This window comes from Xenorhabdus entomophaga (genome assembly GCF_037996725.1).
Taxonomy (GTDB): domain Bacteria; phylum Pseudomonadota; class Gammaproteobacteria; order Enterobacterales; family Enterobacteriaceae; genus Xenorhabdus; species Xenorhabdus khoisanae.
The window spans coordinates 1-15,422 of the sequence record NZ_JBBMXH010000046.1; the positions used below are offsets into that span (position 1 = coordinate 1).

Annotated in this window: 14 protein-coding genes and 1 other annotated feature; all 14 genes read left to right on the forward strand. The window is 43.3% G+C overall.

Annotated elements, in window-relative coordinates; translation table 11 throughout:
- The first annotated feature begins 124 nt into the window (after window positions 1–124).
- The 14 genes from AAC854_RS11050 (at window position 125) to arnA (ending at window position 15,386) form a co-directional block, all read left to right on the forward strand.
- Window positions 125–1,696, forward strand: coding sequence for an alpha/beta hydrolase-fold protein (locus AAC854_RS11050; RefSeq protein WP_340617148.1), 1,572 nt, complete (start codon window positions 125–127; stop codon window positions 1,694–1,696).
- Window positions 1,697–1,978: 282 nt separating this feature from the next.
- Window positions 1,979–3,907 (forward strand): threonine--tRNA ligase, encoded by a 1,929-nt coding sequence (gene thrS, locus AAC854_RS11055; protein WP_340617149.1) that lies wholly within the window; start codon window positions 1,979–1,981, stop codon window positions 3,905–3,907.
- 3 nt (window positions 3,908–3,910) lie between these two features.
- Window positions 3,911–4,450 (forward strand): translation initiation factor IF-3, encoded by a 540-nt coding sequence (infC, locus tag AAC854_RS11060; protein ID WP_072061405.1) that lies wholly within the window; start codon window positions 3,911–3,913, stop codon window positions 4,448–4,450.
- Window positions 4,451–4,545: 95 nt separating this feature from the next.
- Entirely contained in the window at window positions 4,546–4,743 is a 198-nt protein-coding gene (gene rpmI, locus AAC854_RS11065; RefSeq protein ID WP_006118955.1) for a 50S ribosomal protein L35, read from the forward strand.
- 42 nt (window positions 4,744–4,785) lie between these two features.
- Complete coding sequence (gene rplT / locus AAC854_RS11070; RefSeq protein ID WP_010847342.1) at window positions 4,786–5,142, forward strand: 50S ribosomal protein L20; 357 nt, start codon at window positions 4,786–4,788, stop codon at window positions 5,140–5,142.
- Between the two features lie 171 nt (window positions 5,143–5,313).
- Window positions 5,314–5,436: a sequence feature (Phe leader region), on the forward strand.
- The gene (pheM, locus tag AAC854_RS24275) at window positions 5,318–5,362 is read left to right on the forward strand and encodes a pheST operon leader peptide PheM (RefSeq protein WP_366301101.1); all 45 of its coding nucleotides are present in this window, start codon (window positions 5,318–5,320) and stop codon (window positions 5,360–5,362) included. Its footprint overlaps the feature before it by 45 nt.
- Before the next feature lie 81 nt (window positions 5,437–5,517).
- The gene (gene pheS / locus AAC854_RS11075) at window positions 5,518–6,501 is read left to right on the forward strand and encodes a phenylalanine--tRNA ligase subunit alpha (protein WP_340617150.1); all 984 of its coding nucleotides are present in this window, start codon (window positions 5,518–5,520) and stop codon (window positions 6,499–6,501) included.
- Window positions 6,502–6,515: 14 nt separating this feature from the next.
- Window positions 6,516–8,903, forward strand: coding sequence for a phenylalanine--tRNA ligase subunit beta (gene pheT, locus AAC854_RS11080; protein ID WP_340617151.1), 2,388 nt, complete (start codon window positions 6,516–6,518; stop codon window positions 8,901–8,903).
- A 4-nt stretch (window positions 8,904–8,907) separates the two neighbouring features.
- Complete coding sequence (gene ihfA / locus AAC854_RS11085) at window positions 8,908–9,204, forward strand: integration host factor subunit alpha (protein ID WP_038233943.1); 297 nt, start codon at window positions 8,908–8,910, stop codon at window positions 9,202–9,204.
- Window positions 9,205–9,303: 99 nt separating this feature from the next.
- Complete coding sequence (btuC, locus tag AAC854_RS11090) at window positions 9,304–10,299, forward strand: vitamin B12 ABC transporter permease BtuC (RefSeq protein ID WP_340617171.1); 996 nt, start codon at window positions 9,304–9,306, stop codon at window positions 10,297–10,299.
- A gap of 52 nt (window positions 10,300–10,351) precedes the next feature.
- Window positions 10,352–11,119 carry a vitamin B12 ABC transporter ATP-binding protein BtuD gene (btuD, locus tag AAC854_RS11095; protein ID WP_340617152.1) on the forward strand — a complete coding sequence of 256 codons (768 nt, stop codon included), beginning with the start codon at window positions 10,352–10,354 and terminating at the stop codon, window positions 11,117–11,119.
- 158 nt (window positions 11,120–11,277) lie between these two features.
- Complete coding sequence (gene arnB, locus AAC854_RS11100; RefSeq protein ID WP_340617153.1) at window positions 11,278–12,423, forward strand: UDP-4-amino-4-deoxy-L-arabinose aminotransferase; 1,146 nt, start codon at window positions 11,278–11,280, stop codon at window positions 12,421–12,423.
- 3 nt (window positions 12,424–12,426) lie between these two features.
- Window positions 12,427–13,401: an undecaprenyl-phosphate 4-deoxy-4-formamido-L-arabinose transferase gene (gene arnC, locus AAC854_RS11105; protein WP_340617154.1), complete on the forward strand. Its 975-nt coding sequence runs from the start codon at window positions 12,427–12,429 to the stop codon at window positions 13,399–13,401.
- Entirely contained in the window at window positions 13,401–15,386 is a 1,986-nt protein-coding gene (arnA, locus tag AAC854_RS11110) for a bifunctional UDP-4-amino-4-deoxy-L-arabinose formyltransferase/UDP-glucuronic acid oxidase ArnA (protein ID WP_340617155.1), read from the forward strand. Before arnC ends, arnA begins: the two co-directional genes overlap by 1 nt.
- Window positions 15,387–15,422: the final 36 nt, after the last annotated feature.

Sequence of the window (15,422 nt, forward strand, 5' to 3'; positions counted from 1 at the left end):
TGCTTTCTCATACGTTGGGCATTTTTGCCAATTTTAAACAAGGTAAAAGTCAACGCGACTGGCTTCAACAAGCCAACGTCATAGGATGTTAAAGTCGAGCATCGCGTTAATATTAGGAAAATACGTGAAAGCTCTCCCACTCATTGGCGCTATGTTGATACCAACATTGGCTATAGCTTCAGAGCCGGATTGTATTCAGGCGATTGCTCAAAGCCGGTTAATTGAAGGTATATATAATAAAGAAGGTAAAAGTTGTCTGGTTATCCAGTTTTCAGACCAACAATATATTCAGTTGAAGGGACAGGGTTTCTCATCCATAACTCTGTCAGATGCTGATAACCAACCTTACAGAGTATTGCTTGAACGCGTTCCGGTTCAGGAGGCGCAATCAGTTTCTTACATTGTGCCGATAACAGAGCAATACCATCTGCAGCTGCAAGGAGAGCCAGAGCAAAGGTGGCAGATAAGCTTTGATATACAGGATTATCAACCTTTTGCTATTCAGGCTGAAGGTGAGCTTATCAGCCCGAAGTTGCAGCAATTAAAGCAAACAATAGAAGAGGGCGGTTCTACGGCACACTTCTGGAATGAGATCAGTGTAATAGGAACACCACTTGTTGAACCTCATTCAGAACAACAAATGAAAGTGACTTTCCTATGGCAAGGTGCGAAATCTAACGTTCATATTCTGGGAGCACCTTCCGGTAATCATGAGGTAATGTCCCATTTACCCGGTTCAGATGTTTGGTACAGAACGTTTATCGTTCCTGATGACACTCTGATGCAATACAAGATTGCCCCAGATGTTCCTAAAATAGCTCAAGGTGGTATTGCTCAGCGTAAGGCGATACTGACAACCGCACAGGCCGATCCCTTGAACCACTTTCCATCTCCGACATCACGGCGGGATAAATACAATCATTTTTCATTGCTATCACTTGCCCCGCAACAGCGTCAGTGCCATTTCAGAGAAATAGAAAATTATCATCGCAAAGGCAGGCTGGAGAGCTTTCGTCTCGAGAGTAAAGTGATGGGTAACAGCCGGGAGATTGCGGTATTACACCCTGCTATAGAGACGTCAACTCCAGCAATGTTGGTGTTACTTGATGGGCAGATTTATCTGTATGCCTATCAGATGGCAGATTTTTTTGATAAATGGATATCCGCAGGGAAAATGCCCGCAATATATATTGTATTTGTCGACAGCATAAGTCCAAAGCTGCGAAGTAAGGAATTGCCACCTAATGAACATTTTCCGCAGTTTCTCGCAAAGGAGCTGATGCCGGCACTTGTTGCAAAAGGTATCAGCGCTCCGACTGAAAGAACGATTATTGCTGGCTCAAGCTATGGCGGTCTGGCTTCTGCCTGGAACGCATTGCAGCACCCGGAACTGTTCGGCAATGTACTGAGTATGTCAGGCTCTTATTGGTGGGCGCCGGAAGGTGAAGAGCACGAGTGGTTATTGCGAAAAATTGCAACGATGGAAAAGAAACCACTCCGTTTTTATCTTGAGGCCGGGTTATTTGAAAAACGGGGAAGTTGGGGAGGTATTATTCAGAATCACTATCGGTTGAGTGAAATATTAACCCAGAAAGGCTATCCATTAGAAACCCGTGAGTTACCCAGTGGCCATGATTATGTTTCATGGTGTGAAACGCTCTATGATGGAACTCGGTCACTTTCCTCACATTGGTAATTATCAAAAGAATTGTTTTAGATTTTCCACCAGAATAATTATCAATCAATTGATTAACCTGATGTAATATCAAGATAAGCTATTTTAACACCTACTCTGTGTGATAGTATGTCGGGCGAGTTAGGCAAATGTACCGGATACATTTTCAAAATGTGCCCTTAAAATGTGTGCACATCTTGCGGAGTGAAGCAAGAATTTGTTTCTAACGTTCTGATTAATAATAAATTTGATTTAATGCAAGTGATCTTTCGTGTGGGTCACCACTGTATATAAGGATTTTAAATGCCTGTAATTACTCTTCCTGACGGTAGTCAACGTCAATTTGAGCATGCTGTTTCCGTAATGGATGTGGCGCGTGATATCGGTGCCGGCCTGGCAAAAGCATGTATCGCCGGCCGTATTAATGGTGAGTTGGTTGATGCGTGTGAATTAATTGAAACCGATGCCAATCTCGCGATTATCACTAGCAAGAATGAAGAAGGTCTGGAAATCATTCGCCACTCATGTGCACATTTGTTGGGGCACGCCATTAAGCAATTGTGGCCTAATACGAAAATGGCTATCGGCCCAGTGATTGATAATGGCTTCTATTACGATGTCGATTTGGATCGCTCTTTGACGCAGGAAGATATCGAGTTGCTTGAAAAGCGTATGCTTGAACTTGCCAAAAAAGACTACGATGTCATTAAGAAAAAAGTCAGTTGGCAAGAGGCGCGTGATGCCTTTGCAGCTCGTGGCGAAGAATACAAGATCCAGATTTTGGATGAAAATATCAGCCATGATGATCGTCCGGGTCTGTATCACCATGAAGAATATGTTGATATGTGCCGTGGGCCGCATGTTCCTAATATGCGTTTCTGCCATCATTTCAAACTGCAAAAAGTTGCTGGGGCATATTGGCGCGGCAATAGCGACAACAAAATGTTGCAACGTATTTATGGTACTGCTTGGGCTGATAAGAAACAGCTTAATGCCTATTTACAACGCTTGGAAGAAGCAGCAAAACGTGATCACCGTAAAATCGGTAAACAGCTTGACCTGTATCATATGCAGGAAGAAGCACCAGGCATGGCGTTTTGGCATAATGATGGCTGGACAATCTTCCGTGAGTTGGAAACATTTGTCCGTACAAAACTGAAAGAGTACCAGTATCAAGAAGTTAAAGGCCCATTCATGATGGATCGCATCATGTGGGAAAAAACGGGGCACTGGGAAAACTATAAAGAAAATATGTTCACGACTTCATCTGAAAACCGTGAATACTGTGTAAAACCAATGAACTGCCCAGGGCACGTCCAGATTTTCAACCAAGGGTTGAAGTCTTATCGTGATTTACCTCTGCGTATGGCTGAATTTGGTAGTTGTCACCGTAATGAGCCATCAGGGGCTTTGCATGGCTTAATGCGTGTACGTGGCTTTACTCAGGATGATGCTCATGTCTTCTGTACTGAAGATCAAATTCTCCAGGAAGTCAGTAGCTGCATCAAAATGATTTACGACGTCTACAGTACATTTGGTTTCGAGAAGATTGTCGTTAAATTATCAACTCGCCCAGAGAAACGCATTGGCACAGAAAAACAGTGGGATGAAGCAGAAGCCGATCTTGCTGAAGCATTAACCCAAAAAGGTATTGAGTTTGAATACCAACCGGGCGAAGGTGCATTTTATGGCCCTAAAATTGAATTTACTCTATATGATTGTTTGGATCGTGCGTGGCAATGTGGTACTGTGCAACTCGATTTTTCACTGCCAGCGCGTTTGAGTGCGTCATATGTAGGTGAAAATAACGAACGTAAGGTTCCTGTAATGATTCACCGTGCGGTTCTGGGATCTCTGGAACGGTTCATCGGTATCCTGACAGAAGAGTATGCTGGGTTTTTCCCAACATGGTTGGCTCCTCAGCAAGTCGTCGTCATGAATATTACTGACGGTCAGGCAGATTATGTACAGGAATTGGCTAAAAAACTTCAAGATGCGGGCATTCGTGCAAAAGCAGACTTGAGAAATGAGAAGATTGGTTTTAAAATCCGTGAACACACTCTGCGTCGTGTACCTTACATGCTTGTTTGTGGTGATAAAGAAGTCGAGTCAGGAAAAGTATCTGTCCGTACTCGCCGCGGCAAGGATTTAGGTAGCATTGACGTCAGTGAATTTACAGAAAAACTGCTGACAGAAATACGCAGTCGTAATCTTCATCAATTGGAGGAATAAGGTATTAAAGGCGGAAAAAGAATTCAACCGGCGCGCCCAAATCGCATTAATGAAGAGATTCGCGCCTCTGAAGTTCGTTTAACTGGATTAGATGGCGAGCAGATTGGTATTGTCAGTCTGAGGGTAGCTCTTGAGAAAGCTGAGGAAGCTGGTGTTGATTTAGTGGAAATCAGCCCAAATGCCGAACCGCCAGTTTGTCGTATCATGGATTACGGCAAATTCCTCTATGAGAAGAGTAAGTCAGTCAAAGAACAGAAAAAGAAACAAAAAGTTATTCAGGTCAAGGAAATTAAATTCCGTCCTGGTACAGATGAAGGCGACTATCAGGTCAAACTACGCAACCTGATTCGTTTTCTGGAAGATGGCGATAAAGCCAAAATCACCCTGCGTTTCCGTGGGCGTGAAATGGCGCACCAACAGATTGGTATCGAAATGCTTAACCGTATCCGTGACGATCTGAATGAACTGGCAGTGGTTGAATCCTTCCCAACGAAGGTTGAAGGCCGCCAGATGATCATGGTGCTCGCTCCTAAGAAGAAATAGTCAGGCAAACAAGTAATAGACTCCAGCCAATTTCTGGATGGAGTCTATTCGCCTTACTAGTTCGTTGTAATTAACAATGCGAAGTGGAAATTAAAATGCCAAAGATTAAAACAGTACGCGGCGCAGCTAAACGCTTCAAAAAAACCGCAAGCGGCGGTTTCAAGCGTAAGCACGCTAACCTTCGTCACATTCTGACTAAGAAATCAACTAAGCGTAAACGTCATTTACGTCCAAAAGGCATGGTCTCCAAAGGTGATCTGGGCCTGGTTGTTGCTTGTCTGCCATACGCATAAGCAATTTTTTAGATTAGAATTTAGAGACGATAGGAGAAGTATATGGCTCGCGTAAAACGTGGTGTTATTGCCCGTGCACGTCACAAGAAAATTTTGAAACAAGCGAAAGGTTACTACGGTGCCCGTTCGCGCGTTTATCGTGTTGCTTTCCAGGCTGTTATCAAAGCTGGTCAGTACGCTTACCGTGACCGCCGTCAGCGTAAACGTCAGTTCCGTCAACTGTGGATTGCACGTATCAACGCTGCTGCACGTCAGAACGGCATGTCTTACAGCCGTTTCATCAATGGCCTGAAAAAGGCTTCGATTGAAATCGACCGTAAGATTCTGGCTGACATTGCTGTATTCGACAAAGTAGCATTTGCTGCTCTGGTTGAAAAAGCGAAGGGTGCTCTGGCATAAGTCAGGTTAAAAGAGGGAGCTTGCTCCCTCTTTTACTTTTTTCCAAAATGTGGCCTACTATTGTTTAGGTTATTATTTTCTAAGTTATTATTACTTAGTCTATTATTTAGATTTGAATCATAATCAGATCACGAGTAGCCAGTTTAAAAAGGATACAGGAGAGAGAACCGACATGATGAAATTAGCCTTTTTTCGTTTCTTCTTTTACTTTAGCACCTGAGAACAGGGGGCTTTGCGCGTAAGAAAAGAAACGAAAAATAGCGCTTGAGCCTCCAGTGTGGAGGCTTTTTTATTTTTATGGCCTCATCAATAGATAATTTGAGGGCATAGTCGATAACAACTAAAGGGCCATCTGGCCAAAGGAAGAGGAAAACGATGTCACATCTTACTGAGCTGGTTGCAAAGGCAAAAGCAGCCGTAGAAGAAGCCCAGGATGTTGCCGCGTTGGATTTGGTGCGAGTTGAATACCTGGGAAAAAAAGGCCATTTAACTCTCCAGATGTCATCGCTGCGTGATTTACCGGCTGAAGAGCGTCCAGCGGCTGGAGCTGTTATTAATCAGGCGAAACAAGAAGTTCAAGAATCATTGAATGCGCGTAAAGCAAAGTTAGAATCAGATATTCTGAATACACGCTTGTCAGCAGAAAAAATCGATGTTTCATTGCCTGGCCGCCGTATGGAAAATGGTGGATTGCATCCTGTTACCCGCACGATTGAACGTATTGAAACTTTCTTTGGCGAACTGGGTTTTTCTGTTGAATCGGGGCCAGAAATCGAAGATGACTATCATAATTTTGATGCGCTGAATATTCCTGCGCACCATCCGGCACGGGCTGATCATGATACTTTCTGGTTTGATGCGACACGCTTATTACGTACTCAGACATCTGGGGTACAGATTCGTACCATGAAAGATAGTCAGCCACCTATCCGTATCATTGCGCCAGGACGTGTATATCGCAATGATTATGATCAGACACATACCCCAATGTTCCATCAGGTAGAGGGACTGATTGTTGATAAAAATATCAGTTTTACCAACCTGAAAGGTACACTGCATGACTTTTTGAACAACTTCTTTGAAGAAGATATGCAGGTTCGTTTCCGTCCTTCTTACTTTCCATTTACAGAGCCTTCCGCAGAAGTTGATGTCATGGGCAAAAATGGCAAATGGCTGGAAGTGTTGGGCTGCGGCATGGTACATCCGAACGTATTGCGTAACGTTGGTATTGATCCTGAAGTCTATTCTGGTTTTGCCTTTGGTATGGGAATGGAGCGTCTGACCATGCTTCGTTATGGTGTTACAGACTTGCGCGCATTCTTTGAAAATGATTTGCGTTTCCTCAAACAATTTAAATAAGGCGGGTATATCTCATGAAATTCAGTGAACTCTGGTTACGCGAGTGGGCAAACCCAGCCATTAGCAGTGAAGCATTGTCTGATCAAATCACCATGGCTGGTTTGGAAGTTGATGGTGTTGAAAAAGTGGCAGGCCAGTTCCATGGCGTATTTGTTGGTGAAGTTGTTGAATGTGGCCAACATCCGAACGCAGATAAATTACGTGTGACAAAAGTTGATGTCGGCGGCGAACGTCTGCTGGATATTGTTTGTGGTGCACCAAATTGTCGTCAGGGTCTTCGTGTTGCTGTGGCTACAGTTGGAGCTGTACTACCCGGTGATTTCAAAATTAAAGCTGCCAAGCTGCGTGGAGAGCCGTCGGAAGGAATGCTGTGTTCGTTTTCTGAACTAGGTATTACTAACGATCATGATGGAATTATCGAATTGCCAGCAGATGCCCCGATTGGCACTGATCTGCGTGATTACATGAAATTAGATGATAACGCAATTGAAATCAGCATCACACCAAACCGTGCTGATTGCCTGAGCATCATGGGTGTAGCCCGTGACGTAGCGGTCATCAATAAATTGTCTGTGACCGAAACAAAAATCGAAACGGTTAAGCCAACCATAGACACGACATTCCCTATCCGTGTTGATGCTCCTGAAGCTTGCCCTCGTTATTTGGGTCGTGTTATTAAAAATGTGAATGTCAAGGCTACTACTCCGTTGTGGATGCGTGAAAAACTGCGCCGTGGTGGTATTCGTTCCATTGATCCCGTTGTTGATATCACCAACTATGTTTTGCTTGAACTAGGGCAACCGTTGCATGCGTTCGATCTAGAGCGTTTAAATGGCTCAATTATTGTTCGTATGGCTGAGCAAGGTGAAAAGCTCACCCTATTAGATGGCAATGAAGCAGAACTTTCTGCTGAAACACTAGTAATTTCTGATGAAAAGCAAGCACTTGCTATAGCCGGGATTTTTGGTGGAGAATATTCGGGAGTTAATGTGGAAACTCAGCATATTATGCTGGAGTCTGCATTTTTTGCACCGTTGGCAATTGCAGGGCGTGCTCGCCGTTATGGACTGCATACGGATGCTTCTCATCGCTTTGAACGAGGGGTTGATCCACAACTTCAGCATAAAGCGATAGAATATGCTACTCAGCTGTTGATTGCCATCTGTGGTGGAGAGGCGGGAGAAATCGTTGATGTGACGAGTGAGTCTCATTTGCCAAAACCCGCAACTATTACACTGCACCGTAAGAAATTGGATCGCCTGATTGGTCATTATATCGCTGATGAGCAGGTAACGGATATTCTGACACGTTTAGGTTGCCAAGTAATAGTCCAGAGTGATAGTTGGCAAACTGTTGCACCTAGCTGGCGTTTTGATATGCAGATCGAAGAAGATTTAGTGGAGGAAGTTGCCCGTATTTACGGTTACAACAATATTCCTGACGTGCCAGTGCGTGCTGATCTTATGATGACTTCGCATCGCGAAGCCGATTTGTCTCTGAAACGCGTCAAAACAATGCTGGTGGACAAAGGTTATCAAGAAGCAATTACCTATAGCTTTGTTGATCCTAAGATTCAGCAACATCTGCATCCACAGGAAGAAGCATTGATCCTGCCTAATCCTATTTCGGCGGATATGTCTGCGATGCGATTATCCCTGCTGACAGGGTTATTAACTACTGTTGCGTATAATCAGAACCGCCAACAGAGCCGTGTGCGTTTATTTGAAACTGGTTTGCGATTTGTACCAGATGAAAATGCGGAGAATGGCATTCGTCAGGAATTGATGCTTGCTGGCGTTATTGCAGGAAATCGTTTCGAAGAACACTGGTCGATTGAAAAACAAGCGGTTGACTTCTTTGATTTGAAGGGTGATTTAGAAACCGTTTTAGAATTAACAGGTAAAATGTCAGACGTTTCCTTTAAATCAGAAGAACATTCCGCTTTGCATCCTGGGCAAAGTGCTGGGATTTATCTGGAAAATAGTTACATTGGTTATATTGGTGTTGTTCATCCAGAACTGGAGCGTAAACTTGACTTAAACGGCCGTACCGTGGTATTCGAGTTGTTATGGCCTAGTCTGGCAGACCGCGTAATTCCTGAGATGACGGAAGTTTCTCGCTTCCCATCTAACCGCCGTGATATTGCTGTAGTTGTGCCTGAAAATGTAGCCGCAGAAGATGTTCTGGCTGAATGTAAGAAAGTTGGCGTAAATCATATAGTTGGCATAAACTTATTTGACGTGTATTGTGGTAAAGGTGTCGCGGAAGGCTACAAGAGCCTTGCTATTAGCTTAATCTTGCAGGATACCATGCGTACACTGGAAGAAGAAGAAATTGCTGCGACCGTTAACAAATGCGTTGCTGCATTAGAACAGCGATTCCAAGCATCCTTGAGGGACTGAACTTATGGCGCTTACTAAAGCTGAAATGTCAGAAAATCTTTTTGAAAAACTGGGTATTAGCAAGCGTGACGCTAAAGATCTAGTGGAGATGTTCTTTGAAGAAGTGCGTCGCTCTTTAGAGAACGGGGAGCAGGTTAAGTTATCTGGATTCGGCAACTTTGATTTGCGAGACAAAAATCAACGTCCAGGCCGGAATCCAAAAACAGGAGAGGATATTCCGATTACGGCTCGCCGTGTTGTCACTTTTCGCCCAGGCCAAAAGTTGAAAAATCGGGTAGAAAAAGCGTTACCCAAAGAATAAATACACAAAAAGGCCGCACTTGTGCGGTCTTTTTCTTATCTTTCTTATCCCATTGTCAGCAACGGGATGAGTTTTTTTTTCTAAATGGTCCATATCACCATGCACTCTGTTTATGAGTTGATCACTTATCAGAGAAAACGTAACCATCAAGTGATAGCAATTCTGTCTGTTTTTTTCATTATCCTGTTTGTTTTGTCATTATGTGCCGGTGAAATCTGGTTCTGGCCTGATCAATGGTTATCTGATTCTGCTCGGTTATTTATTTGGCAATTGAGATTACCCAGAGCGCTTGCAGTGATGGCTGTCGGGGCTAGTTTGGCCGTATCAGGCACCATTATGCAGGCGTTGTTTGAAAATCCGCTGGCAGAGCCGGGATTACTTGGGGTCAGTAATGGTGCAGGCGTTGTCGTGGTATGTTTGATACTGGCTTTTCATGGTATTGCTCCATTATGGTTATTAAGTGTTGGAGCAGTACTTGGAGCGCTTTTTATGACAGCAATTTTATTGGGATTTTCCCGGAGTCATCAAGTGACGAATGCTCGTTTGCTATTGATTGGCGTTGCTTTCGGAGTGATATTTGGGGCCTTGATGACATGGATGGTTTATTTCAGTACGAGTTTAGATTTAAGGCAGTTGATGTATTGGATGATGGGAAGTTTCAGCGGCATTGACTGGCGTCAGAAATGGTTAGTAATTGCATTATTTCCCGCTATCTTATGGTTAAGCCGCAAGGGGAACATTTTGAATTATCTCTCGCTTGGAGAATCGCAGGCACGACAACTAGGTATATCTCATCACAAATGGCGCAATTTATTTGTATCAGTGGTTGGATTATTAGTTGGATTGAGCGTTGCTCTTGCAGGAGCGATAAGTTTTATCGGTTTAGTCATTCCGCATATCTTAAGATTAATTGGCTTGACTGATCATAAGGCACTGCTTCCAGCCAGTGCGTTAGCGGGGAGTTGTGGTTTGTTATTGGCTGACTTATTTTCCCGATTGTCATTATCTCACGCAGAGGTACCGATTGGAGTCGTTACTGTGACCTTAGGTGCTCCCGTTTTTATATGGCTTTTATTAAGAGCCCACCATTATTAAAAACAAAGGGCTATCCAACTAATAATAAAGGTAATAAGGCGAGAGTAAGAACATGGCTAACAAACCGATTCTGGAATTGGATAACGTTAGTGTTAATAACAGGCTGAAAGCACTGTCTGGATCTGTTATGGCTGGAGAGCAAATTCATTTGGTTGGATTAAATGGTTCAGGGAAAAGTACTTTGCTTTCAGCGATTGCGGGAGTTTTATCCTACAGCGGCTGTATTCATTTAATTGGCCGAGACTTGAGACATTACCGTCAACACGAACAGGCAAGATGCCGGGCTTGGTTTTCTCAATCATCGTCTACTCCCATTATGCCCGTCTTCCAATACTTGGACATGTTCCGCCCTGAATCGGCTCCACTGGCTCAGAGTGAAAACGTACTATATGAACTCTGCCAGCAAATGAAGCTCCTTCCATTACTTTCTTCTCCAATTGGTCAACTGTCTGGCGGAGAGTGGCAGCGTGTCAGGCTGGCCGGAACTTTTTTTCAAGTATGGACGGAATTGAATCCTGACGGAAGATTGCTTTTGCTTGATGAGCCTACAAATAATCTTGATATTACCCAACAAGCTATTTTAGATAAGTTGATCAAAAAATTTTGTTCATTGGGGGGAGCGGTACTGCTGAGTAGCCATGACCTTGATCATACTTATGAGCAAGCAACGGGGGTGTGGTTACTTTCACATGGCAAATTATTAACATCTGGTATACCACAGAAAGTAATGACTGAACGAAATTTATCAGAAGTTTTTGAAGTAAAAATTAGACATATTAAAAATACTGACTATAAATTATGGAGGGTCAACCATCTATAATTTCAGTCATTGAAATATATCATAATCATTAAAGCCTATCTTTTTTGGTACCTTGGTTGACTAATATTTGTTTCTTCGTTGAGGTTTCGTTAAACAAACATCATCTAGAATCGTTCGATCATAAAACAAATTTAGATTACGCAAGGCATAAGGCGATTATGGACAGTTTTTTGCCATTTTCTCGTCCTGCAATTGGCAGCGAAGAGATAGAAGCAGTAGAGAAAGTTTTACGTTCAGGTTGGATTACGACAGGGCCACAAAATCATCAATTAGAGCAAGATTTTTCTCGCCTGTTCGGGTGTAAGCATGCGATTGCCTTATGTTCTGCTACAGCGGGCATGCACTTGGCTTTGCTGGCATTAGGCATAGGCCCTGGCGATGAAGTCATTACGCCTTCCCAAACGTGGGTCTCCACGATCAACATAATTTGTTTATTGGGCGCAGAGCCTGTCATGGTTGATATTGACCGTGATACGTTAATGGCCAGTGCAGAAACAATCAAAAAAGCCATTACACCAAAAACCAAGGCTATTATTCCCGTTCATTATGCAGGAGCACCTTGTGATCTTGATGCCTTGCGTGCCGTTGCTCACGAAGCCAATATTCCTCTGATTGAAGATGCTGCTCATGCCGTTGGAACCCGTTATAAAAACGAGTGGGTAGGAGAGCGGGGAACAGCCATCTTCTCTTTCCATGCTATTAAAAACATGACCTGTGCTGAAGGCGGTATGTTCGTTACCGATGATGATGAACTTGCACAACGGATCCGCTGTTTAAAATTTCATGGATTGGCTGTTGATGCTTTCGATCGACAAATTCAAGGCAGAAAACCTCAGGCAGAAGTCGTTGAACCGGGCTTTAAATATAATTTATCAGATATCCATGCGGCGATAGCGGTTGTGCAATTAGGAAAATTAGCATCAATGAACGCACGCCGTGGTGAGTTGGTGGCTCGATATTCTGCTGCACTTATCAACTCACCTTTGCAAATGTTGAGTGTTCCTGAATATGAGCATTTGCATTCCCATCATCTTTTTATGGTACGTGTTGACAAAACTATCTGTGGTATTGATCGGGATACTTTGATGGAACGTCTGAAGGATCGAAATATTGGCACTGGTTTGCATTTTAAGGCCGCGCATACGCAAAAATATTACAGGGAGCGTTATCCTCATCTTTCCCTGCCTGTATCTGAGTGGAACTCGTCAACACTCTGTTCATTGCCACTTTTCCCAGATATGAACAACGATGATGTAGATCGTGTTGTGAACGCGATAACTGAAATTCTTTTGGAGCATAAGTAAGTGATGTTTGAGCAGATCAAAAAAGTTTCGATCGTTATTCCTGTTTATAACGAAGAAGAAAGTTTACCCCAATTGTTGAAAAGAACGATCGCTGCCTGCCAACAACTTGAGCAGAAATACGAAGTGATTTTGATAGATGATGGTAGCCGTGACAGCTCTGCCGATATTTTAATCCAAGCGGCTGAAATCCCAGAAAATCATATAATTGCTATTTTGCTTAACCGCAATTATGGGCAACATTCTGCCATTATGGCGGGATTTCATCAGGCTGATGGTGATCTGATTATTACGCTTGATGCTGATTTACAAAATCCGCCAGAAGAGATCCCCCGTTTGGTTAAGACAGCGGAAGAGGGTTATGACGTCGTGGGTACACGTCGTGCTAACCGTCAGGATTCTTGGTTCCGTAAAAGTGCGTCCAAAATAATCAATGCGATGATCACCAAAGCTACGGGGCGTTCAATGGGAGATTATGGTTGTATGTTGCGAGCTTACCGCCGTCATATTGTCCGTGCGATGCTGCAATGTCATGAACGCAGTACTTTTATTCCCATACTCGCTAATACCTTTGCACGTAAAACGATAGAAATAGATGTGGCTCATGCAGAGCGTGAATTCGGGGATTCCAAGTACAATTTCATGAAATTGGTGAACCTGATGTATGACCTTCTGACCTGCCTGACCACAGCTCCATTGCGGTTATTGAGTGTGGTGGGAAGTGTCATTGCCGTAACTGGCTTCTTGTTAGCGGTATTATTGATTACTCTACGCCTTATTTTTGGCTCAATGTGGGCTGCTGAAGGTGTGTTTACCCTATTTGCTATCCTTTTCATGTTTATTGGTGCACAGTTCGTCGCAATGGGATTACTTGGTGAATATATCGGCAGGATATATAACGACGTTCGTGCCCGTCCGCGTTATTTTATTCAAAAAGTGGTCGGAGTTAGAAAGACCTACGATAATCAGGAAGAAAGCTAATGAAAGCAGTTATCTTTGCCTATCATGATATTGGTTGTATCGGACTTGATGCTTTAGTAAAGGCGGGTTTTGATATTCAGGCGGTATTTACACATACGGATGATCCGCATGAAAATAACTTTTTCTCATCTGTTGCGCATATTGGTGCTGATTTAGGGTTGCCTGTATTTGCACCAGAGAATGTGAATCACCCACTTTGGGTCGAGCGCATCCGTGAAATGAAACCAGATGTTATTTTCTCTTTCTACTATCGCAATATGCTCAGCCAGGAAATTTTATCACTGGCTGAAAAGGGCTCATTTAACCTTCATGGCTCCCTATTGCCGAAATATCGTGGTCGTGCTCCGGTCAACTGGGCAGTACTCAATGGCGAGTCAGAAACAGGTGTCACATTGCACAAAATGCTGGCAAAACCGGATGCAGGGGATATTGTCGCGCAGCAGGCTGTACAAATAGATGAAACTGATACTTCACTGGATATCCATAGAAAAATACGCGAAGCAGCCGTTGAATTATTGAATGGCATCCTGCCTCAAATTAAATCGGGTCATTATCCATTGATTCCACAGGATGAAAGTCAGGCAACTTATTTTGGTCGTCGCACTGCTGAAGATGGTGAAATAGACTGGAATAAATCAGCTAAGGAAATTAATAACTTAGTCAGGGCAGTGACAGAGCCATACCCAGGTGCATTTACTTTCTTGGGTGAGCGCAAAATTACAATTTGGCGTTCAAAACCACTTAATCAGGCTCATGGCAAACTTCCCGGAACCGTCATTTCCACGAAACCCTTTGTTATTGCCTGTGGTGAAGGTGCATTGGAAATTATCAGCGGACAGGGAGAATCAGGGCTGTATGTACAAGGCAACCGACTCACGCTTGAAATGGGCATTGTGACGGGTGTTTATGTTGGCCCTAAAGCCACGGCACAAGTTGGCCGTCGGAAACGTGTCCTGATTCTGGGTGTTAACGGATTCATTGGTAACCATCTGACAGAACGTTTGTTGGCTGATGGTAACTATGACATCTATGGAATGGATATTGGTTCTTCTGCTATTGAACGGTTCATTGACAACCCGTGTTTTCATTTTATTGAGGGGGATGTCAGTATCCACACGGAATGGATTGAATATCACATCAAAAAATGTGATGTCGTGCTTCCATTAGTGGCGATAGCTACCCCCATTGAATATACCCGCAACCCATTACGTGTCTTTGAACTGGATTTTGAAGAAAACCTGAAAATCGTTCGTTATTGTGTGAAATACAATAAGCGGATTATTTTCCCTTCAACATCTGAAGTTTATGGTATGTGCGACGACAAGGAATTCGATGAGGATACTTCACGCTTAATTGTGGGACCAATTAATAAACAGCGTTGGATCTACTCTGTTTCCAAACAACTACTTGATCGGGTTATCTGGGCATACGGTGTAAAAGAAGGCCTGAAATTCACTTTATTCCGTCCATTTAACTGGATGGGACCAAGATTGGATAACTTGAATTCAGCCCGTATTGGTAGCTCAAGGGCCATTACCCAATTAATTCTGAATTTAGTTGAAGGTTCTCCGATTAAGCTGGTCGATGGCGGTGAGCAAAAACGTTGTTTCACCGATATTTATGATGGCATTGAAGCACTGCTCAGGATCATCGAAAACCGGGATGGAGCGTGTGACGGACAAATTATCAATATTGGTAATCCGACAAATGAAGCCAGCATACGGCAACTGGCTGAAATGCTGTTAGATAGCTTTGAAAAACACGAACTTCGGGGGCATTTCCCACCATTTGCTGGGTTTAAGAAGATCGAAAGTAGTAGCTATTATGGCCAAGGTTATCAGGACGTTGAACATCGCAGACCCAGTATTAAAAACGCGGAGCGTTTGTTGGGATGGAAACCCACTATTGATATGAAGCAAACCATTGACGAAACATTGGATTTCTTCTTGTGTGGAGCGGTTGAAGAACTGAAAAGAAAACACTAGAGATTCATTGGAAATTAGAATGGCATCAGGAATTAA

What these genes read in the sequence shown, in the direction of transcription:
- pheT (WP_340617151.1), top strand. Translation starts at nt 6,516, where the DNA reads ATGAAATTCAGTGAACTCTGGTTACGCGAGTGGGCAAACCCAGCCATT.
- btuD (WP_340617152.1), top strand. Translation starts at nt 10,352, where the DNA reads ATGGCTAACAAACCGATTCTGGAATTGGATAACGTTAGTGTTAATAAC.
- pheS (WP_340617150.1), top strand. Translation starts at nt 5,518, where the DNA reads ATGTCACATCTTACTGAGCTGGTTGCAAAGGCAAAAGCAGCCGTAGAA.
- arnC (WP_340617154.1), top strand. Translation starts at nt 12,427, where the DNA reads ATGTTTGAGCAGATCAAAAAAGTTTCGATCGTTATTCCTGTTTATAAC.
- rplT (WP_010847342.1), top strand. Translation starts at nt 4,786, where the DNA reads ATGGCTCGCGTAAAACGTGGTGTTATTGCCCGTGCACGTCACAAGAAA.
- arnA (WP_340617155.1), top strand. Translation starts at nt 13,401, where the DNA reads ATGAAAGCAGTTATCTTTGCCTATCATGATATTGGTTGTATCGGACTT.
- btuC (WP_340617171.1), top strand. Translation starts at nt 9,304, where the DNA reads ATGCACTCTGTTTATGAGTTGATCACTTATCAGAGAAAACGTAACCAT.
- rpmI (WP_006118955.1), top strand. Translation starts at nt 4,546, where the DNA reads ATGCCAAAGATTAAAACAGTACGCGGCGCAGCTAAACGCTTCAAAAAA.
- thrS (WP_340617149.1), top strand. Translation starts at nt 1,979, where the DNA reads ATGCCTGTAATTACTCTTCCTGACGGTAGTCAACGTCAATTTGAGCAT.
- ihfA (WP_038233943.1), top strand. Translation starts at nt 8,908, where the DNA reads ATGGCGCTTACTAAAGCTGAAATGTCAGAAAATCTTTTTGAAAAACTG.
- arnB (WP_340617153.1), top strand. Translation starts at nt 11,278, where the DNA reads ATGGACAGTTTTTTGCCATTTTCTCGTCCTGCAATTGGCAGCGAAGAG.